15 protein-coding genes are annotated in these 22,008 nt (G+C 46.5%); all 15 read left to right on the top strand.

What is annotated here, in order from left to right; genetic code table 11:
* The first annotated feature begins 24 nt into the window (after window positions 1–24).
* The 15 genes from H8705_RS05220 to H8705_RS05290 all read left to right on the top strand — a co-directional run bounded on the left by H8705_RS05220 (window position 25) and on the right by H8705_RS05290 (window position 21,982).
* Entirely contained in the window at window positions 25–1,149 is a 1,125-nt protein-coding gene (locus tag H8705_RS05220) for an exonuclease SbcCD subunit D (RefSeq protein WP_262394768.1), read from the top strand.
* Window positions 1,146–3,809 (top strand): AAA family ATPase, encoded by a 2,664-nt coding sequence (locus H8705_RS05225; RefSeq protein WP_262394769.1) that lies wholly within the window; start codon window positions 1,146–1,148, stop codon window positions 3,807–3,809. Before H8705_RS05220 ends, H8705_RS05225 begins: the two co-directional genes overlap by 4 nt.
* A gap of 156 nt (window positions 3,810–3,965) precedes the next feature.
* Window positions 3,966–6,584: a bifunctional acetaldehyde-CoA/alcohol dehydrogenase gene (gene adhE, locus H8705_RS05230; RefSeq protein ID WP_262394770.1), complete on the top strand. Its 2,619-nt coding sequence runs from the start codon at window positions 3,966–3,968 to the stop codon at window positions 6,582–6,584.
* Window positions 6,585–6,727: 143 nt separating this feature from the next.
* Window positions 6,728–6,973 (top strand): (2Fe-2S) ferredoxin domain-containing protein, encoded by a 246-nt coding sequence (locus tag H8705_RS05235; RefSeq protein WP_262394771.1) that lies wholly within the window; start codon window positions 6,728–6,730, stop codon window positions 6,971–6,973.
* Complete coding sequence (locus H8705_RS05240) at window positions 6,973–8,667, top strand: [Fe-Fe] hydrogenase large subunit C-terminal domain-containing protein (protein ID WP_262394772.1); 1,695 nt, start codon at window positions 6,973–6,975, stop codon at window positions 8,665–8,667. The genes H8705_RS05235 and H8705_RS05240 overlap by 1 nt, the downstream gene beginning before the upstream one ends.
* The gene (locus H8705_RS05245; RefSeq protein ID WP_262394935.1) at window positions 8,667–9,839 is read left to right on the top strand and encodes a serine/threonine-protein phosphatase; all 1,173 of its coding nucleotides are present in this window, start codon (window positions 8,667–8,669) and stop codon (window positions 9,837–9,839) included. Before H8705_RS05240 ends, H8705_RS05245 begins: the two co-directional genes overlap by 1 nt.
* A gap of 41 nt (window positions 9,840–9,880) precedes the next feature.
* Window positions 9,881–11,308, top strand: a complete 1,428-nt coding sequence (locus tag H8705_RS05250) for a 4Fe-4S dicluster domain-containing protein (RefSeq protein WP_262394773.1) — start codon at window positions 9,881–9,883, stop codon at window positions 11,306–11,308.
* Window positions 11,309–11,531: 223 nt separating this feature from the next.
* Window positions 11,532–11,927: a D-ribose pyranase gene (gene rbsD, locus H8705_RS05255; protein WP_262394774.1), complete on the top strand. Its 396-nt coding sequence runs from the start codon at window positions 11,532–11,534 to the stop codon at window positions 11,925–11,927.
* A 159-nt stretch (window positions 11,928–12,086) separates the two neighbouring features.
* A complete protein-coding gene (locus H8705_RS05260; protein WP_262394775.1) occupies window positions 12,087–12,980 on the top strand; it encodes a MurR/RpiR family transcriptional regulator in 894 nt (297 codons plus the stop codon).
* On the top strand, window positions 12,977–14,203 hold the full coding sequence (locus tag H8705_RS05265) for a BaiN/RdsA family NAD(P)/FAD-dependent oxidoreductase (RefSeq protein ID WP_262394776.1): 1,227 nt from the start codon (window positions 12,977–12,979) through the stop codon (window positions 14,201–14,203). Before H8705_RS05260 ends, H8705_RS05265 begins: the two co-directional genes overlap by 4 nt.
* A gap of 20 nt (window positions 14,204–14,223) precedes the next feature.
* On the top strand, window positions 14,224–14,898 hold the full coding sequence (gene cmk / locus H8705_RS05270) for a (d)CMP kinase (protein ID WP_262394777.1): 675 nt from the start codon (window positions 14,224–14,226) through the stop codon (window positions 14,896–14,898).
* Window positions 14,888–15,484, top strand: a complete 597-nt coding sequence (locus H8705_RS05275) for a lysophospholipid acyltransferase family protein (protein WP_262394778.1) — start codon at window positions 14,888–14,890, stop codon at window positions 15,482–15,484. The genes cmk and H8705_RS05275 overlap by 11 nt, the downstream gene beginning before the upstream one ends.
* Window positions 15,481–17,529 carry a bifunctional 4-hydroxy-3-methylbut-2-enyl diphosphate reductase/30S ribosomal protein S1 gene (locus tag H8705_RS05280; RefSeq protein WP_262394779.1) on the top strand — a complete coding sequence of 683 codons (2,049 nt, stop codon included), beginning with the start codon at window positions 15,481–15,483 and terminating at the stop codon, window positions 17,527–17,529. The genes H8705_RS05275 and H8705_RS05280 overlap by 4 nt, the downstream gene beginning before the upstream one ends.
* Window positions 17,530–17,679: 150 nt before the next feature.
* Window positions 17,680–19,719 (top strand): single-stranded-DNA-specific exonuclease RecJ, encoded by a 2,040-nt coding sequence (recJ, locus tag H8705_RS05285; protein ID WP_262394780.1) that lies wholly within the window; start codon window positions 17,680–17,682, stop codon window positions 19,717–19,719.
* Window positions 19,720–19,786: 67 nt separating this feature from the next.
* The gene (locus H8705_RS05290; protein ID WP_262394781.1) at window positions 19,787–21,982 is read left to right on the top strand and encodes a RelA/SpoT family protein; all 2,196 of its coding nucleotides are present in this window, start codon (window positions 19,787–19,789) and stop codon (window positions 21,980–21,982) included.
* Window positions 21,983–22,008 lie beyond the last annotated feature (26 nt).

Below are 22,008 nucleotides of genomic sequence, written 5' to 3' on the forward strand. Positions count from 1 at the left end.
TTTTGATGATTCATAGGAGGAGCTATGCGGATTCTACATACCTCTGACTGGCATTTAGGTCTTAACTTATATAGTACCTCTTTGCAGGAAGATCAAAACGCTTTTGTAGATGAGATTTTAAAGATCATCAAGGACAAGCGTGTGGGAGCGGTAATTATTGCCGGGGATATTTTTGATCGGGCGGTAGTAAGTTCCGGGGCGATCGATATTTATAATCGGGCAATGACGCAAATTTGCATCGGCCTTCAAACGCCGGTAATTATGATAGCGGGCAATCACGACGGGGCCGCCCGCCTTGCTTCCTGTACCCAGCTTCTGGAGAAAGCAGGGCTATATGTGACAGGAAAACTGCGCCGGGAAGGGATTCCGGTGATTATTGGGGATACAGCGTTTTACTGTATTCCCTATTTCAGCATTGACGAGGTGCGTTATCTTTTCCCGGAGGAAGAGATAACTTCTTACTCCCAGGCGATGGAAAAGCTGACGCAGACGATCCGAAAAAATTTTCTCCCAGGGAAAAAACATGTTTTAATTGCCCATTGTTTTTCTATGGGCGGGCAGCTCAGTGACAGCGATCGCAGCGCTGCGGTAGGAGGAGCGCTGGCAGTGGATACGGATGCTTTCCGCGGGTTTGATTATGTGGCTTTGGGCCACCTGCATCGGGCGCAGAATCTTGGGCCCCAGATCAGATACAGCGGCGCTCCGCTCAAATATTCTTTTGAAGAGGCAAAACAAAAAAAATCTGTAACTATTTGGGACAGTGAAACTATGAAAATAGAAGAAGTACCCATCCGCCCTCTGCATGATTTAAAAGTGGTGCGGGGAGAATATGAAAGTCTTTTGATAGAGGCGCAGACGCATCCCGGTGCAGAAGAATATATAAAAGTAGAACTAACCGATAGCTATGCGGGCTTGGAAAAGCTAGACGCTTTTCGCGCTTGCTATCCCAATCTGCTTGCCCTGACAGGAAAGTCTTATGAGGCGGAGGAAAAAATGTTCACCCTTACTGCAAAGGAAGCGGCAACTTTTTCAGAAGAGGAAATATTGCTGCGCTTTTATGAAGAGATCGCAGGCGGCCGGCCGGAAAAAGAAATGTTAGACTGGTTTCACAAAGCCCAGGCTGCGATAGAAAAGGGGGAATTGCAGTGACGCCGGTTACCCTTATTTTTTCTGCTTTTGGCCCTTATGTAGAAGAACAGAGAATTGATTTTTCTAATTTCCAAAAGGAAGGTTTATTTTTAATTCGCGGGGAAACCGGTGCGGGAAAAACGACTATCTTGGATGGGATTACCTACGCCCTATATGGAAAAAGCAGCGGGGGAATGCGGGGGGAGATGTCCTCCATGCGCTGCCAATTCGCTCAATTGCAACAGGAAACCAAGATAGAATTTATCTTCTCTGTAGGCGGAAAAACTTATAAATTTTTCCGGTCGCTTCGTATCCGTAAAAAACGCGGTACAGGAGAAATTGAATATATTCCTCAACAAAATGCCTTTTTTCTGGACGAGCAGGGACAGTGGGCGCCATTTTTTGAGAACCCTGGGATTAAAAACATGGAGGCCAAGGCGCAGGAATTGTTAGGGCTCAGCTATGAACAGTTTTGCCGGGTGGTTATTCTCCCTCAGGGGCAGTTTGAAAATTTTTTGATAGCGAAAAGCGATGAGAAGGAAAAAATCCTCGTAACCCTTTTTAACGCGGAAAAATGGCACAAAATCGCCGATTGGCTGTGTTCTCAAGCCAACGACCAGCTCTCAAAGATTACCGCTCGGCAGACGGCAATGTTAGAATCCCTTCGTCAATGGGATTGCGACACCTTCACACAAGCGCAGGAAAAGCAAGCAGCGCTGCTAAAAGAAGTGCAGCAGCTAACGGAAAAATCTCTGGTGGCGCATAAAAATTTGGAGGAGCAAAAACAAAGATTTGATGAGGATAACCGGTTATTTGAACTGTTCTGCCAAAAGGAGAAGGCTCAAATACAGTATGAAGTACTGACGCAGCGGCAGGAGGAAATCCAGCATCAGACGGATAAGCTGGAGGCCGCTCGGAAGGCGTCGGCGCTTAACGGAATGTGGGAGGAGCTTAGCCGGGCAAAACAAGAGCACGAAAACCGTATTCATCAGGAAAGGCAGGCGCAGGAAGCGTTTGTAAAGGCGCGGGAACTATTGAAGCTGGCGGAGGCTGGAATGAAGGAGATACAGGAGCAAAAACAGTCATGTACAGAGATAAACCAGCGATTATTAAAGCTCAAAAGCCTGCGGGAAATATATAAGACATTAGAAGAGACAAAACTTCAATTACAATTGATCGTTCGCACCGTGGAAAACGCTAAAAAGCAATGGGAAGAAGCGCAAGCGAACATGGAGAAGTTAGCCGCAGAAAAAGAGGCGGTTCTGGTAAAAAAAGAAAAGATTTCTAAAGAGCATATCAGGCTTTTATTTGAGAATGCGGCTGAGGCTCTTGCCCGGGAGCTCAAGGAAGGTATGCCTTGTCCGGTATGCGGAAGTATTCACCACTCGTCCGCTGTGAAAAGACAGGAGAGGCAAACGGAAAATTTTGCCTTGTCACAGATAAGTGAGCGGCTGGAGCATCTTAGCTCGCGCTTGCAATCCCTTGAAACGGAGTTGCAGCGTCAGCAGGAGCAGGAGCGCGTCCGGCGCGGCGAGTGCGAAAGGGCGCTGAGCGCTCAAGCGGCGATCGCCGCGCAGCTGAACGCTTTAAGCGTTCAGCTGGATGGAGACATCCCGGACGCGCCCGCCTTAGAAAAGACCATTTCTTTGCTGGAGGAGAAAACCGTCGGGACCGAAGAGCGGTATACTGCCGCCCAAGAGGAGCTTCTCCAGGCACAGCTTGCCTTTGAACGCAGAAAAACCATTGCCCTTCATGAAGCACAGGAATTGGAAAAAGAGAAAGAGACATTTCTCAGACGGGAAAAACTGTTTTATCAGTCCCTAAGCTTCAACGGCTTTTTGGGAAAAGAGCAGTTTATACAGGCGCGCCTGTCAATGGAAGAGATTGCCGATTTGGAAAAACAACTTAAAGAATACGAGGTTTTAAAAAATACCATAAAGGTAACTTTGAGTGGTTTGGAAGAGCAGCTTGCGGGAAAGAAAAAGCCGGAAATAGAAGCGGCAAAAGAAACTCTTGCAGCTTTAGAAAAAGACTGTAAAGAATGTGATACTTCCCTGATTTTATGCCAGGAGACCAGCAAACGGATGCAAAATTTCTGCCAGGAGTATAAAAAGCGGCAGACGGAGCTTTCCAAAGAGAGAGAAAGCCAGGAGAGGCTTCGTATATTCGGTGTGATTTTACGGGGAGATAAAGGGATCAGTTTGCGCAGATACGTGCTGGGAGTAATGCTCACCTCTATTGTTAATGAAGCCAACCGGCTGCTGAAAAAGGTACACGGCGGACGCTATCAGTTGGTACGCACCTTGGAGGGAGTGGGACGAAGCCGCCATGTGGGACTGGATTTGGAAGTGTTTGATGCTAATTCCGGGGAAAAACGGCCGGTAACCGGACTTTCCGGAGGAGAAAAGTTTCTAGCGGCTCTGTCGCTGTCCCTGGGGCTTTCTTCTGTAGTTCAGTCCCGGTCGGGGGGGATACAGATCAATTGTATGTTTATTGACGAGGGATTTGGCTCCTTGGATGAAAACTCCATCTATGATGCATTAGAGGTGCTTTCTACTGTCCGAGGAAGCCACCGTCTGGTTGGAATTATCTCCCATGTGGCAATGCTCAAGGAAAATGTCCCCTGTGCCATCGAAGTGAAAAAATCCCGTCGAGGAAGCAGTTTAGCTATACATGGATAAAGTATTTGGTAAGATGCACAAAATGACTGACGATCAACAGGGATGTTTAGAAGATTTACCAATTGTCAAAACTTTAACAATATGATATTATATTGACAAAGAATTAACAAACAAAATAAAATAAGATCAATTCAGACAATAGGAGGTTATGTAAAAATGGAAAAAACGAAAACCCCCGCAAAGACAAAAGAGCAGACGGTGGACATTAATGCGATGATCAACGAATTGGTTGAAAAAGCGGACAAAGCTCTTCGCGAGTATATGAAGCTGGATCAGGAGCAGGTGGACAAAATTGTGCATGCAATGGCGCTGGCGGGCTTGGACAAACACATGTATCTTGCCAAGATGGCGATAGAAGAAACCGGCCGAGGCGTATATGAAGATAAGATCACCAAAAATATTTTTGCTACCGAATATATTTATCACTCCATCAAGTATGAAAAGACAGTAGGAATCATCGATGAGAATGATTTGGAAGGCTATGTGGAAGTTGCAGAGCCAGTGGGAATTGTGGCGGGAGTCACTCCGGTAACGAACCCCACTTCTACCACGATGTTTAAGGCTTTGATCACCCAGAAAACCAGAAATCCCATTATTTTTGGTTTCCATCCTTCCGCTCAGAAGTGTTCTGTGGAAGCGGCGAAAGTTGTCCGCGATGCGGCGATTAAAGCGGGAGCGCCGGAAAACTGTATCCAGTGGATTGAGTTTCCTTCCATCGAAGCTACCTCCGCATTGATGAACCATCCAAAAGTAGCGCTGATTCTGGCCACCGGCGGTGCCGGTATGGTAAAATCGGCTTACAGTGCGGGAAAACCCGCTTTAGGCGTCGGCCCTGGAAATGTACCCTGCTACATTGAAAAATCTGCCAATCTGGAGCGGGCCTGTACCGACCTGATGCTTTCCAAAACCTTTGACAATGGTATGATCTGTGCTTCTGAGCAGGCGGTTATCGTAGATCAGGAAATTTCCAAAGATTTTGAAGCCTTTATGAAAAAATACTCCTGCTATTTCTTAAATAAAGAAGAAATTGAAAAGGTTACCAATTATGTTATGCCGGCGGAGAGGGGAGCGGTCAATCCGGTTGTCGTAGGGAAATCCGCGTATTGGATCGCCAAAGAAGCCGGTGTAAAGGTTCCGGAAAATACAAAAATTCTGATTGCCAAACTGCCCGAACCCTCTAGAGAATATCCTCTTTCCTTGGAAAAACTTTCTCCGGTGCTGGCATACTTTACTGTAAAAGATTCCAAGCAGGGATTTGAATATGCTCAGCATATGCTGGACTTAGGCGGCCTTGGACATTCCGCAGTTATTCATTCCGCCAATAACGAACTGTGCAACGCTTACGGCGAGGCTATGAAGGTAGGGCGGGTTATTGTAAACTCTCCTTCCTCTCAGGGTGCGATCGGTGATATTTATAACACCAATATGCCCTCTTTGACTCTGGGCTGCGGATCTTTTGGACGCAACTCAACCACTTCCAATGTATCCTCGGTCAACCTGATCAACAAAAAGAGAATCGCCAAGAGGAGGGTCAACATGCAGTGGTTTAAAGTTCCGCCGAAGATTTACTTTGAAAACGATTCTATCCAGTACCTGGAAAAAATGCCGGATATCAAACGTGCTTTTATTGTTACCGACCCGATCATGGTGCAAATGGGATATGTGAATAAAATTCTTTATTATCTGAGAAAACGTCAGGAATACTGCCACAGTGAAATTTATTCTGAGGTAGAGCCGGATCCTTCTGTAGAAACTATTATGAAGGGCGTAAAGGCTATGAACCAGTTCCAGCCGGACGTGATTATTGCTTTAGGTGGGGGTTCTGCTATTGATGCCGCCAAGGGAATGTGGCTGTTCTATGAACATCCAGATACTTCTTTTGACGGTTTGCGCCTAAAGTTTATGGATATCCGCAAACGTGCTTTCGCTTTCCCGAAACTGGGAGAAAAGACACAGTTTGTAGCGATCCCGACCACTTCTGGTACGGGTTCTGAGGTTACTGGCTTCTCGGTAATTACCGACAAAGAGAATGGGAACATCAAATATCCTTTGGCGGATTATGAGTTGACCCCGGATGTTGCGATTATCGATCCGCAGTTTGCTGCTACTATGCCGAAATCTATCACGGCGGATACCGGTTTAGACGTTTTGACCCATGCCATTGAAGCGTATGTGTCCGTATTGGCTTCCGATTATACCGATGGTCTCGCCATGAAAGCTATCGAATTAGTATTTGAATACCTGCCAAGAGCATATAAAGATGGAAATGACATGGTCGCCAGAGAGAAGATGCACAACGCATCCGCTATTGCGGGTATGGCTTTCACCAACGCATTCCTGGGGCTGAACCACTCTATGGCCCATAAATTAGGGGGAGAATACCATATTCCTCATGGGCGGGCCAACGCTATCCTGCTTCCCTATGTGATCGCTTATAATGCGTCTGAGCCCACAAAGTTCACCATCTGGCCGAAATACGAAAAATTCGTAGCGGATGAAAAATATGCGAAAATCGCCCGCTATCTGGGACTGCCGGGCAGCAATACCCAAGAATGGGTACAGAGCCTGATCAAAGCGATCCGCAAACTGATGAAAGAGGTCAATATGGTGTGTTCTGTCAAAGACTGCGGGATTGACGAGAAGGTATTTATGGCTGGCCTGCCTGGCTTGGCAGACAGAGCGTTTGAGGATCAGTGTACCACTGCAAACCCAAGACAGCCGCTGGTATCGGAGATCGAAGAGATTTATAAAAAAGCATATTACGGCAAGGAATAATTCCCTTAGTTTTCTAAGGCATTCACCTTGAAAAAATTCGCAAAATGTAGTATGCTCATATCGTACTAAGTAACATTGAGAGCCGCATTATATTTATATAATTATGATGCGGCTCTTTTGTATGATGATGGAGGAAATGGTCTATGGAGATTTATGTGTGTATTGGAAGTTCCTGTCACCTGAAAGGTTCTTATGCGATTATCAATGGGTTCAAGGACCTGATCGCCCAAAATCAACTGGAGGACAAAGTAAATTTAAACGCTTCCTTCTGCCTGGGCAGATGCCAGGACGGAGTTACAATCAAAATCGACGATCAGATTGTAACCGGACTTAACCCGGATAATGTAAAAGAGGTATTTGAAGAAAGGGTACTTAAGGAGATAAAATAATGGACGTTTTGAGCTTAAAAAAAGCGAACTGTAAAAACTGCCATAAATGTATCCGTGCGTGTCCGGTAAAATCCATTCGTTTTGTGGATAATCAGGCAAAGATTATTACGCAGGAATGTATTTTATGCGGCCGATGCGTAGTTACCTGCCCACAGAATGCAAAACGGGTCCGCAACGACCTGACAGAGGTGATGGGGGCGATTGGTAGCGGAAAACGGGTCATCGCAAGCGTCGCGCCATCGTTTATTGCCCATTTTCCGGTAGCGGGGATAGAAGAATTTGAGACATATTTGAAACAACTTGGTTTCTTTGCGGCCAGGGAAACTGCCCAGGGAGCGTACATTGTAAAATCGGAATATGAGAAAATGATCAAAGAGAAAAAACAGGATGTGATTATTTCATCCTGCTGCCATACGGTGGTGACGCTGATTCAAAAGTATCATCCCATGGCAATATCGGCAATCGCGCCGGTACTTTCTCCTATGATGACACATGCCAAAATGATTAAAGAAGAATATCCTGACGCCTATGTAGTGTTTATCAGTCCTTGTATTTCTAAAAAGGACGAAATGTGCAAGGTGCCGGGGGTTGTGGACTGTGTACTGACATTTGATGAAATGGAGCAGTGGCTGCAGAAAAAAGAGATCGTTCTTGAAAAACACAGTGTCCAGGAAGAAGAAGGGAGAGTTTCCCGTTTCTTTCCACGCACCGGCGGAATCATCGACTGTATGTACACTCAGGGTACCAATTATAAATATCTTACAGTAGATGGTATCGAAAATTGCATGGAAGCGATCAAAGAGATTGAAAACGGAGGGCTCAAGGGTTACTTTATTGAGATGAGCGCCTGCGAGGGAAGCTGTATCAACGGTCCGTCCACCAAGGCTTATAGAGAAAATATTTTGGGAAGCAGAGTAAGGGTAAACGACTATGCCAAGCCGAAAGAAAATATCCGGGCGGACTTTGATCTGCCGTCGGTGAAGTTTAATCTTTCCCGTCAGATCCCAAGCGAATTTGTAGTGGAGCAGGAACCGCCCCAGAGCGCGATTATAGAAATCCTCGCTAAAATGGGGAAAACCAAGCCGGAGGACGAGCTTAACTGCGGGACCTGCGGTTATCCCACCTGCCGGGAAAAGGCGAAAGCGGTATATAAGGGAAAAGCGGATATTACCATGTGTCTGCCGTATATGAAGGAACGGGCGGAGAGCTTTTCGGATAATGTATTTAACGTCAGCCCAAATGCAATTTTCGTATTGGATGACAAGCTGTGTATTCTGCAGATGAACAATGCCGCTTGCCACCTGTTTAATATCGGCAATGAAAAGGCTGTCAAAGGTTCTATGATCGTGGAGCTGCTGGATCCTACTGATTTTGAGCAGGTATTGGAAAGCGGAAATGATATTATCGATAAAAAGATGTATCTGGCGGAATACGACAAATATGTGGAACTTTCTGTGGTTTTGGACAGCGAGCATCACTCTTTGTTTGGGATAATGAAAGATATTACCCAGGAGCATCGGCGCAATGAGAAATACAAGGAACGCCGGGCAAAGACGATCGATATTACCGATAAGGTAGTAGAAAAACAGATGCGTATCGTCCAGGAGATCGCATCCTTGCTGGGAGAAACTACGGCGGAGACCAAAATTGCCCTGACATCCATAAAAAGTACGGTTCTCTCGGAGGATGAATGATGGATAGATTATTCATGGAAAACAGCTACATCTCCTTAAATAAGGTAGGGGAAGAGCTGTGCGGAGACCGGGTAGAAACTATGACCAGTCCCAATGGGGATTTTACTATGGTGCTGGCAGACGGTCTGGGAAGCGGAGTGAAGGCCAATATCCTTTCCACCCTGACTTCAAAGATTATTGCCACCATGATGGAAAGCGATATGCCAATTGAGGAATGTGTGACCACCATCGCTCAAACCCTGCCGGTATGCTCGGTGCGCGGGGTTGCCTATGCGACCTTTACGATTGTAAAGGTATATCGGAATAAAGATGTATACCTGATTCAGTATGACAATCCGGATGTGATTATGATCCGGGACGGAAAAAGCTATGATTATCCCAAGGAAGAAAAATTGATAGCGGGAAAGAAAATTTTCGAATCCCGTTTTAAGCTTCAGTTGGGAGACATGTTTATTCTGATGAGCGATGGAGTTATCAACGCCGGGGTCGGCCAGGTGCTCAACTTTGGCTGGCAGCGGGAAAATGTACTTAATTACGCCGTGGAGCGGTATCATCCGGAGATTACTGCCAAAGCCATGGCGGGTGTGGTTTCTGACGCCTGCAAAGATTTGTATATGGGAAAACCGGGGGACGACACCACTGTGGCGGTGCTGCGTATCCGGGAACGGGAGCTGGTGAACTTGATGATCGGTCCGCCGGTCAACAAGGGCGACGATGAAAAGGTCATGGAGCTTTTCTTTTCCAAAGAGGGCAAGAAGATTGTATGCGGGGGAACCACTTCCACCATCGTAAGCAAATATCTGGGCAAAGAGATTAAAACCAAGATTGATTACTTCGATCCGGATATTCCCCCTATCGGCTATATCGAAGGAGTGGATCTGGTCACCGAAGGGGTGCTTACCATGGGCAGGGTAGTGGAAATTGCCCGGCAGTACGCATCCAATTCTGATTCCAGCTGTGAATGGATTGGAAAGAAGGATGGAGCGTCGCTGATCGCTCAGCTTCTGTTTGAGGAGGCCACCGACGTAAACCTATTTGTAGGCAGGGCAATGAATCCGGCCCATCAAAATCCAAACATGCCCATTGATTTAAGCATTAAGCTGCGGCTGATTGACGATCTGGCGGAGTATCTTGAAAAGATGGGAAAACATGTGAAAGTAAGTTATTTTTAATTTTGATAGCGGCGGGGTCGCCCTTAGATACGGGAGGAACTATGAGAAATTTTGATACTAACGTACAGCTTTTAAAATATAATGTTTTGAAAGGCGTGGCCAAACACGCCTATGAAGGGACCTTGAGAGAGTGTTACCACGACATTCCCATAGAGATTATCCCAGGACCGGAACCGACCATGCGCTGTTGTATTTACAAAGAACGGGCGATTGTAAGCGAACGGATAAAATTGGCTATGGGAGGGGATAAAAACAATCCCAATGTCATTGAAGTGCTGAATATCGCTTGTGATGAATGTCCAGTCAACCGTTATACGGTAGGGGAGGCTTGCCGCGGGTGTATCGCCCATCGCTGCCAGCATGTATGCCCGGTGGGAGCCATTGAAGTTCACGGCACAAAAGCGCATATCAATCCAGATAAATGTATTGAGTGCGGCAGATGCGCCAGCGTATGCCCTTACAGCGCGATTATAAAGTCGGTTCGTCCCTGTGAGAATGCATGTAAAATTAACGCTATTAAAATGAACGATGAGAAAAAAGCTCAGATTGACAATGAAAAATGTATCTCGTGCGGCGCCTGTGTCTACCAGTGCCCGTTCGGCGCCATTGTGGATAAGTCCTTTATTTTGGATGCGATCAATATTTTAAAAGAGTCTCAGGATAATAAAAAATATCGGGTCTATGCGGTCATTGCCCCATCGATTTCCAGCCAGTTTGCATACGCTAAAATTGGGCAGGTAGTAACCGGATTGAAGCATCTGGGCTTTCACAGTGTGGTAGAAGCGGCGTTAGGCGCGGATATGGTGGCGTATCAGGAAGCTTTGGAGCTGAAAGAAAAAGGATTTTTGACCTCCTCCTGCTGTCCGGCGTTTGTACAGTACATTAAGACTGCGTTTCCAAAAATGGTAGAGCATATTTCTCATAATCCATCCCCCATGGTAGCGATCGCACAGTTTATTAAAAAATTGGATCCGGGAGCGAAAACCATCTTTATCGGGCCGTGTACCGCCAAAAAGATGGAATTTCAGCAGGAACCTACCCACGCTATCGATTGTGTTATTACCTTTGAAGAACTGCAGGCGTTGCTGGACTGTCGTGATATCACCATTGAAAATTTAGAAGAGGGCGTATTGGATAACGCTTCCTATTATGGAAGAATTTTTGCCCGCAGCGGCGGCCTTTCGGACGCGGTGGCACAGGCGTTGAAAGAACATGGGATTACACCCCAGGAGTTTGAGGCGAAGCCGGTGGCCTGCGACGGAATAGAGCAGTGTAAAATCGCCTTGCTCAAAGCGGGGAAAAATATGCTGGACGCAAACTTTATTGAGGGTATGGCTTGTGTTGGCGGCTGTATTGGCGGCGCGGCATGTATTACCCATGGACCCAAGGATAAAAATGAAGTGAATAAGTATGGCGAGCTGGCAAAAGAAAAGACCATTTCCGACGCCGTGGCCATTACCAGAATGTAGGGAGCTGTTTGTTATGGCATGCGAACATGTAAAGGTATGTCCCTGTACAAATAGAGACTGCGAATATAACCGGCATTGCTGCAAGTGTGTGGCTTATCATCGGGACAGGGGAGATCTTCCCATCTGTCTGAGAAACCTTAAGAAAAAAGAAAAGGAATAAGATCCGTGTCTCCCAAAAGGCCGTTCCTTTTGGGAGACTGCCTTTACGGGAAGGAAGAGGACAATGAAAAAGGCAAAACTTTTAAACAGCGAGATCAGTTATGAAATTGCAAAGCTGGGCCACACCCAGACACTGACTATTGGAGACGCAGGCTTGCCGGCGCCTGCTGGAGTGAAGAAGATTGATCTAGCGGTGAGCGGAGGGGTACCGGGACTGCTGCAAGTACTGGATGCGGTGATCAGCGAAATGTGTGTAGAGCAGATTTACTTGGCGGAGGAAACCCAGGAACAAAGCCCGCAGATGCATGAGGAGATTGTAAAACGGTTTCCTGGGATAAGGGTGGATTATATACGCCATGAGCAGTTCAAAGTGATGACCAGGGATACAAGAGCGCTAATCCGCACTGGAGAAACGACGCCTTACTCCAATGTTATCTTGGTTTCAGGCGTGACATTTTAATATAATATTCCATATAAATGCAGGATTTTTTTCAAAATCCTGCATTTGTTGTTGAAAAGTCCGGAAATTTTCTTGATTTTTGCAGGAGATTACGCTATCATTAATGATGTATCATTAGCATTTGTTAAATAATAAATGAAAATAGAAGAGGGAATGAATATGGAAAAGGATCTGTTGTCAGTCATTGAACAAATGACTCCGCAATTTTCCAAAGGCCAACGTTTGATTGCCGGATATATCATCCATCATTTTGATAAGGCGGCGTTTATGACCGCTTCCAAACTGGGCAGTACTGTGGGGGTAAGCGAATCCACGGTAGTGAGGTTTGCTTCGGAGATTGGGTTTGAGGGCTATCCCCAGCTTCAGAAGGCTCTTCAGGAATTAATACGCAATAAATTGACTACCGTTCAGCGTATGGATGTTACCAACGACCAGATGGGCGATACGAATATTTTGGCGAAGGTGCTTAATAAGGATATTGATAAGATCCGCCACACGCTGGAAGAAACCAGCATGGATGATTTTTCTAAAGCGGCGGATACGATTGTATCCGCCCGGAATATTTATATTATCGGCGTACGCTCTTCTTCAGCGCTGGCGCAGTTTTTAAGCTTTTATTTCAATCATATTTTTCCAAGTGTGCGTCTGATCAATACTACCAGCACCAGTGAAATGTTTGAACAGATTATGCGTATCGGGCCGGAGGATGTGTTTATCGCTATCAGCTTTCCCAGGTATTCCAAGCGCACGGTAATGTCCTGCCGTTACGCCAGAAACAATGGCGCCAAAGTAATCTCTATTACCGATTCCGGGAAGTCGCCTATTGCCCAGTATGCGGATTGTGTCTTGATGGCCCGCAGCGATATGGCTTCTTTTGTGGATTCCCTAGTAGCGCCTTTGAGTTTAATTAATGCATTGATTGTGGCGGTAGGAATGAAAAAGCGGGAGGAAATATCCCAGACTTATGCCCGGCTGGAACAGATTTGGGATGAATATGAAGTATATGAAAAACGCTCAGATGAAAACCGGGCGTTAAAAGAGGAAGAGCAGTGAACAAAAAAGCAGTCATTATCGGCGCTGGGGCCGCTGGACTTCTCTGCGGAGGGTTTGCCGCCCGCCGGGGATTGGAAGTCACAATTGTAGAAAAGAATGCGCGTGCGGCCCGCAAGGTGATGATTACTGGAAAAGGCCGCTGCAATGTTACCAATGATTGTTCCCCGGATGATTTTATTAAAAACGTGCGCACGAACTCCCGTTTTATGTATGGAGCGATCAACAGCTTTCCTTCCAGTGAAGTAATGGCCTTGTTTGAAAGCTTAGGAGTAAAATTAAAAACCGAACGGGGAAACCGGGTGTTTCCAGTTTCGGATAAAGCGGTAGAAATTGTGGACGCATTGGTAAAATTTGCGAAATCCGGCGGGGCAAAGATTGTTCAGGGACAGGCAAAAGAAGTCCTTACACAAGATAGGAAAGTGACGGGCGTTTTGCTGGAAGACGGGCGGGTTTTGCCGGCGCAGGCGGTAATGATCGCTACAGGAGGTCTGAGTTATCCATTAACCGGCTCCACAGGAGATGGTTATCGTATGGCGGAAAAACTGGGGCACAGGGTGGTGCCTGCCCGTCCATCGCTGGTGCCGATTGTAGTAAAAGAACCCTGGTGCGCTCAGCTGATGGGACTTTCATTAAAGAACGTTACCTTGAGCCTGAAAGAACAAGGCAAATCCAAACCCATATTTTCTGAACTGGGAGAGATGCTTTTTACTCATTTTGGCGTATCCGGACCGCTGGTATTAAGCGCGTCTGCCTATATGAATGAGAATCCGGAAAGGTATCGGCTGTTTATTGACCTAAAACCGGGACTGGACGAGGCCCAGCTGGACGCAAGGCTGCTTCGGGATTTTGAAGGGGAGAAAAACAAAGATTTTATCAATTCTTTGTCGATGCTTCTTCCGAAAAAAATGATTCCCGTAGCGGTTCGTTTATCAGGGATCGATCCGCAGACGAAGGTAAACAGCATTACAAAAAAACAGCGCAGGGAATTTGCGGCTTTGCTTAAAGCTCTTCCGCTGACTCCCAAAGGGTTTCGTCCCATGGAAGAAGCGATTATTACTTCCGGCGGGGTGGATGTGGGACAAATCAGCCCAAAAACGATGGAATCCAAACTGGTGGAAGGATTATTTTTTGCCGGGGAAGTGATTGATGTGGATGCCTTTACCGGCGGGTTTAACCTGCAGGTAGCCTTCTCCACAGCCTATCTTGCGGCACAGAACATGTAGCGGACAAGGAGGAATGCAATATGGTATCAATCGCGATCGACGGGCCGGCGGGTGCGGGAAAAAGCACCATTGCCAAACACCTGGCAAAAAAGTTTGGCTATATCTACGTGGATACCGGCGCGTTATACCGTGCCATCGGCTTATATGCTTATGAAAAGGGAAAGAATACCGCCTCCGAGCAAGAGGTTGTTCCTTTGCTGGAGGAAATAGAAGTGAAACTTGCGTTTGTTCAGGGGGAACAGCGGGTTTTCTTAGGGGAGCGGGATGTCTCCCAAGCAATCCGTCAGCCGGAGATTTCCATGGCGGCGTCCAATGTAAGCGCTATCCCAAAGGTGAGGGAATTTTTGTTTGATTTGCAAAGGGATATAGCCAAACAAAACAATGTGGTGATGGACGGCCGGGATATTGGAACCGTAGTGCTTCCGGACGCCCAGGTAAAAATCTTTTTGACGGCGACTCCGCAGGACCGTGCCCGCCGTCGTTATGAAGAACTTATCCAAAAGGGTCATAAAGTGGATTATGATCAGCTGCTGGAAGAAGTGATTCAGCGGGATTACAACGACAGCAACCGGGCGATTGCCCCCCTTCGCCAGGCCAAGGACGCCACGCTTCTTGATACAACTAATTTTACATTGGAGCAGGCGGTGCAGGCTATGACGGAGCTGGTAGAAGGGAAGCTGAAAGATGTTTTATAAGATCATTCGCGGATTGGCGGTTGTGCTGTGGCGGCTGTATTTCAATATAAAATGTGTCGGAGAAGAAAATATTCCTGAAAGCGGAGGATATATTCTGGCGGCAAATCATCAGACCATGAACGATCCTGTATTTGCAGCCGAAAAAGTAAAAAGACAGATGTATTTTATGGCGAAAGCAGAACTGTTTGAGAATGGGTTTCTGCGGTGGTTTTTCAACAAACTGGGGGCTTTTCCTATCCAGCGGGGAAAAGGGGACAGCGGGGCCATCCAGTGGGCGGCCAAGCTGATTGAAGAGGGAAAAATTCTCGCTATGTTCCCAGAAGGAACCCGCTCAAAAGACGGAAAGACTCTGCGGCCCAAATCGGGAGTGGCGGTCATCGCCCATCAGACCAAGGCGAGCGTCCTGCCCTGCGGGATTAAGCTTGTGGGAGGAAAGGCGCATTTTCGCAGCAAGGTAATAGTTTCTTATGGAAAATTGATAACATACGAAGAACTGGGTTTTCACGAAGGGTCCACCCATGAGATTAAAGAAGCAAGCATTAAAATCATGAACAGCATTAACCAGTTATTGGAGGAACAGCCGTGATAACCATAGCGCAAACAGCAGGTTTTTGCTTTGGAGTACAGCGGGCGGTGGACACGGCTTTCGCCCAGGCAAAAAAACCGGAAAAGACCTGCACCTTGGGAGAAATCATTCATAATCCCCAGATTGTAGAGAGCCTGCAGGAGCAAGGGATAAAGACGATTGAAACGATTGAGCAGGCGCCGCCTGGGAGCACGGTGATTATCCGTTCGCACGGGGTGCCTAAAAAAGTATATGAACAGTTGGCGGCCTCCGGTCATAAGGTGATCGATGCTACTTGTCCTTTTGTAAGGAAAATTCATCTGACAGTAGAGAAATACTCTAAAGATCATACGATTTTAATTGCCGGAGATATTTCCCACCCGGAAGTGGAAGGAATTGCAGGATTTTGCCAAGGGAGTTATTTGGTGTTTCCCTGTGCGGATCAGTTGGATTCTCTAATAAACAAACAAATGTTACCGGAAGATTGCCCATATATACTGGTAGCTCAAACAACTTTTTCTACAGTAGAATGGAAAAAATGTGTAGAAAAACTAAAAAAGGTGTGTACAAACCTAAAAATATTTGATACAATATGTATTGCTACTGAAAAAAGACAGCAAGAAGCGATGGAGTTAGCCGCGAAAAGCGACGCGATGATTGTTATCGGCGGAAAACATAGCTCCAATACGGCTAAACTTGCGAGCTTGTGCGGCGGACTATGCGATACCTTTTCCATTGAGCGCCCACAAGAGGTGTATGACCTGGATTTGATGGGTTATACTAATATTGGTGTCACAGCGGGCGCCTCAACGCCGGCTTGCATAATTAAGGAGGTACATAAAACAATGAGTGAGATTTTAAAAGATCAGGACGAGCTTTCTTTTGAAGAGATGTTGGATCAATCCTTCAAAACAATATATAATAGGGAGAAGGTAACCGCTGTAGTTACCGGCATAGCGCCGAATGAAATTTCGGTTGATATCGGTACAAAACATGCGGGATATGTTCCGTTATCAGAACTTACGGACGATCCGAATGCAAAACCGGAAGATATTGTTAAAGTCGGCGATGAGCTGGAGTTGCTGGTCATTCGCGTAAACGATGTGGAAGGTACCGTAATGCTTTCCAAAAAGCGCTTGGATGCGGCTGCCGGTTTTGAAAAAGTTATGAACGCGGTAGATACCCAGGAAGTCTTGGAAGGCGTTGTTGTAGAAGTAATCAAGGGCGGTATTTTAGTGCTGACCAATGGGGTAAAGGTGTTTATTCCTGCTTCTCAGGCAACCTTGTCCCGTTCGGACAATCTGGAGGACCTTCTCAAGAAGAAAGTTCAGTTTAAAATCCTGGAGGTCAACAGACAGCGTAAACGCGCGGTTGGCTCCATTAAGGTGATCCTTAAAGAGCAGAGAAAAGAGTTGGAGGAGAAATTCTGGGCGGATGCGCAGGTTGGCAAAGTGTATACCGGCGTTGTAAAATCTCTGACCAGCTATGGCGCGTTTGTTAACCTTGGCGGTGTTGACGGTATGGTGCATATTTCCGAATTAAGCTGGAATCGGATCAAACATCCGTCTGAAGTTGTCAATGTGGGCGATACGATCGAAGTATATATTAAAGATATCGATGCGGATACCAAGAAAATTTCCTTGGGTTACAAAAAGTCCGAGGACAATCCTTGGGAAATCATGAAGAAAGATTATCCTGCAGGCGCTGTAGTTACTGTCAAGATTGTTTCCATGACTCCGTTTGGGGCTTTTGCTCAGATTATTCCCGGGGTAGACGGCTTGATTCATATCAGCCAGATCTCCAACGAGAGAATTAATAAACCTTCCGATGTGCTTGCTATCGGTCAGGAAGTTCAGGTAAAGATCACAGAGGTTGATTTGGAGAAGAAACGTGTCAGCCTTTCGATGAGAGCGCTGATCGAGCCTGAACAGAAGGAAGAGAATGTTGCTCCGGTGGAAGAAAAAGACGAAGTAGTCTACGAAGCGGCTCCGGCTCAGGAAGGGAAAACCCAGGAAGCTCCTGCAGAGCAGACTGCCGAGGAAGAAGCGCCCTCTAGCGCGCAATAATAAATTTCATCCCCTGTCTTTTGACAGGGGATTTTCTTTTATAAAAACCCCTGTCAAAAGGCAATTTAGGGGTTATATTGTAATTTGGAGCAAAAAGTGGTAAAATAATACCACTTTAAGAATCTCTTGGGAAACACGGAGGAGTATGGCGTGCCGATAAAACATTGGAAAATAAAAAGCCCAGAGGAAGCTCTTGTGACATCTTTAGCGCAGCAGGCAAAACTTCCGGTTGTAATGACAAGAGTGTTGACATCCAGGGGATACGATACACCTGAGAAAATACAGGCGTTTTTTTCTGTAGAAGAAAAACTTTCCGATCCCTTTGCGCTTAAGGACATGAAAAAAGCGGTGCAGCGTATTGTCAGAGCGGTCAACGAAGGCGAAAAGATTGCTGTATACGGAGACTATGACTGCGACGGCATTATGGCAACCGTACTGGTATATTCTTATTTGGAAACTATCGGCGCTGATGTGTGTTATTATATCCCTCAGCGTGACCGGGAAGGATATGGACTTAATAAGGAGGCCCTAAAGCTGATTTTTGACAGCGGGGTTCGCCTGGTGATTACTGTGGACAATGGTATTACCGCCATAGAAGAAATTGAGTACGCCTCCCTTTTAGGATTGGATGTGGTGATTACCGACCACCACAAACCCCGGGAGGTGATCCCGCAAGCGGTGGCAGTTGTAGATCCGCATCGCTTGGAGGACGAGAGCGGCTGTGAATATTTGGCCGGCGTGGGAGTTGCATTTAAATTGGTATGCGCTCTGGAAGGGGAAGATTCCCATATGATGCTGGACCAGTACGGCGATTTGGTGGCAGTGGCGACCGTTGCGGATATTGTACCGCTTATAGGAGAAAACCGCTTAATTGTTCGCAGAGGGCTGCAAATTCTTCAGGAAACTGAAAATGCGGGGCTGGCGGCGCTTGCCAAGGTGTGCGGCTTGGGCGAAAAAACGCTCAGCTGTGAAAATATTGCCTTCACTCTGGTGCCGCGGATCAATTCTGCCGGCCGATTTGATCAGGTGGATAAAGCGGTTGAACTTTTATTATGTGATGATCAAGAGCGGGCGGAGGAACTGGCCGTACAGATCAACTCCCTTAATGAGAAACGGCGTCAAATAGAGGATCAGATCGTTGTACAGATCTTGGAAAAATTAGAACAAAGCCCGCAAATTACTAAACAAAGGGTAATTGTCATTTATGGGGAGAACTGGCATCATGGGATCGTAGGTATCGTAGCGTCCCGGATGGTGGAGCGGTTTGGAAAGCCGTGTATTGTTTTGTCGGTGGAAGGGGAGATAGCCCGAGGTTCCGCAAGAAGTGTGGATGGATTTTCTATTATTGATGCGATTCACGCCTGCTCTCAACAGCTTACCCGTTACGGAGGACATAACCAGGCGGCGGGGCTGACGCTATATGCCAAAGACCTGGATCAATTTATTTCTTCTATCAACGCCTGGGCCCAGGAACACTATCCCCAGATGCCGCTGCAATCGCTGACGGTAGACTGTGATATTCTGCCCAGCGAGCTTACGGTAGACGCGATTGCTCCGATTTCTATGCTGGAGCCGTTCGGTTCAGGAAACGAGGCTCCTCTTTTTCAAATCAGGCAGGTTCTTTTGCAGGGGATTTATCCTATCGGCGACGGAAAACATCTGCGTCTGCGCTTTGCGGGAGGAAATACGGTGTTTTATGCGGTTTATTTTGGTATGACGCAGCAGAGTTTTCCTTATACTATAGGAGAAACGCTAGATTTGGCGGCCTCTTTGGAAGTAAATGAATATAATGGAGAAGAGCGCTTATCTATAAAGATTAAAGATATTCATCTGTGTGGGTTGGATTATGATCGTATTCATCAGTCCGAACAAATTTACCAACAGGTGATGCGTAAGGAAGAATTGGAGACTTCAGAAAAAGAAGAGATTGTGCCAAGCAGGGAGGATATTGCGGTAGTCTATCGCTACCTTCGTTCCAAGCGCCAGCTGCGCCTGAGCGACGAGGTGCTTTATTCTAAGCTGCGGCCCAATATTTCCTGTTTATGCAAGATGAAAATTGCTATTGACGTGCTTTCAGAAATGGAGTTGATCCAATTGACAGCGGATGGCAGTAATAAGAATGTGACGGTAGTCGAAAATCCGCAAAAGGTGGATATTTCTACTTCTAAAATATTACAGAGCATCAGCTGATGCTTTCGTTTGTTTTTCTTTTTAAATTCTGATGGTTGCGGCCAATAGGCTGTGATGGAGGAGCAGAATGAAATATTATACTATCGACGAACTGATGGACGCCATCGATAAAAGTGGCAAAGCATACGAAAAAGAAAAGATTATGGTCGCCTACGAGCTGGCGAATAAGGCGCATGTAGGTCAGTGCCGAGTTTCCGGCGAACCTTATATTTCTCATCCAATCGCTGTTTCGATTATCCTGGTAGATCTTGGTATGGACAGCGAGTGTATTCAGGCTGCCCTGCTGCATGATGTGGTGGAAGATACAGATACCGCTTTGGAGTCTATTGAGAAACAGTTCGGTCAAGATGTGGCCCTTCTTGTCAACGGTGTTACCAAACTGGGAAAAATCAGCTTTTCCTCCCGGGAAGAACAGCAGGCTGAGAATGTTAGGAAAATGCTGCTTGCCATGGCCCAGGATGTGCGGGTAATTATTATTAAACTGGCGGATCGGCTCCATAATATGCGTACCATTGAAGTAATGCCGGAGCAAAAACGCCGGGATAAGGCCCTGGAAACAATGGAAGTGTATGCTCCCTTGGCGCACCGGTTAGGTATCCGGGCGGTAAAGGAGGAACTGGAGGATATTTCACTTCGTTATCTGGATCCGGTCGCATACAATGAAATTGAGCGGATGCTGGAACTGAAAAAGGCCGACCGATTGAGATTTCTTGAGAAGATTAAACAAAAAATCAGAGAACGGTTAGCGGATGAATATTCGGATATTTATATTGAGGGCCGGGTAAAAAGCGTTTATGGCATCTATCGGAAGGTGTATGTCCAGGGGCGGGCGTTTGAAGAAATTTTCGATATTTATGCAGTGCGTATTATCGTAGATTCCGTTTTTGAATGTTATAACATCCTGGGAATTATCCACGATCTGTTCCGGCCGATACCCAACCGGTTTAAAGATTATATTTCCACTCCAAAACCAAATATGTACCAATCGCTGCATACTACGGTGATCGATAAGGAAGCGATTCCTTTTGAGGTCCAGATACGGACCTGGGATATGCATCATACGGCGGAATACGGGATTGCCGCTCACTGGAAGTACAAAGCGGGTATTTCCGGCCGGGATAAGTTGGAAGAACGCTTGGCATGGATCAGGCAGCTGATTGAAAATCAGAAGGAAACAGACGATGTGGAAGATATCGTCCGTTCGATAAAAAGCGACCTTTCCCCGGAGGAGGTGTATGTATTCACCCCGAAAGGGGATGTGATCAATCTGCCGGTAGGCGCCACTGTGATCGACTTTGCCTACGCTATCCATACGGAAGTAGGTAACCGGATGGTGGGAGCGAAAATTGACGGACGAATAGTATCGCTGGATACCCAGGTGCGTACCGGGATGATTGTGGAGATTATCACCACCAACGCCAAGGATCATTCTCCCAGCCGTGACTGGCTGAAAATTGTCCGTACTACCGAGGCCAGGAATAAAATTCGCAACTGGTATAAAAAAGAGCGCCGGGAAGAAAACATCGCTCAAGGAAGAGCAGAACTGGAAAAAGAGTTTCGCCGCAATATGATCACTTTGACTGAAACGCAAGGAGTAGAGTTTTTACTTGCTATTGCGAAGCGTCAGCATTTTGAGGTGGTGGATGATTTTCTGGCCGCTATCGGTTACGGCGGGGTGCTGCTCTCTAAAATTATGCCTCGGGTCAAAGAGGACTACAATAAAATGTACCGTGCGGCGGAAGAGCAAAACCCAGCGGATAAAGTGCTGATCGCTCAAAAACCTAAAAAGGGAAAGAGCGTGTCCGGCGGGGTTATTGTGGAAGGGCTGGACAGCTGCCTTGTAAAGTTTGCCCGGTGCTGCAATCCCCTTCCTGGAGACGATATTATTGGATTTGTCACCCGCGGCTATGGGGTATCCATTCATAAAAAGGACTGCTTAAACGTAGTAAACTCTTTAAATGATCCTAACAATGCGGAACGTTGGGTTCATGCGGAATGGGCGATGGAAGCGGCCAAAAAAGAACATTTTAAAAGTACAATTGAAATTGTTACCGACGGCCGATTTGGTATTCTGGCAGATGTAAGCGTGGCGCTCAGCTCGATGCGGATTGCGATCTCTACCTTAAACGCCAGGGAGCTGAAGGTTGGAAAAAATGAGATATCTGTGACATTTCATGTCACAGATATTGAGCAGCTGAATTTTATCATTAATAATCTTAAAAAAATTGACGGCGTGGAGAGCGTTACCCGTTCTATCCAATAAAACCGCCGCATAGAATGGAGGCACAA

The sequence above is a fragment of the Youxingia wuxianensis genome, assembly GCF_014385085.1.
In the GTDB taxonomy this organism is placed as follows: Bacteria; Bacillota; Clostridia; order Oscillospirales; family Ruminococcaceae; genus Youxingia; species Youxingia wuxianensis.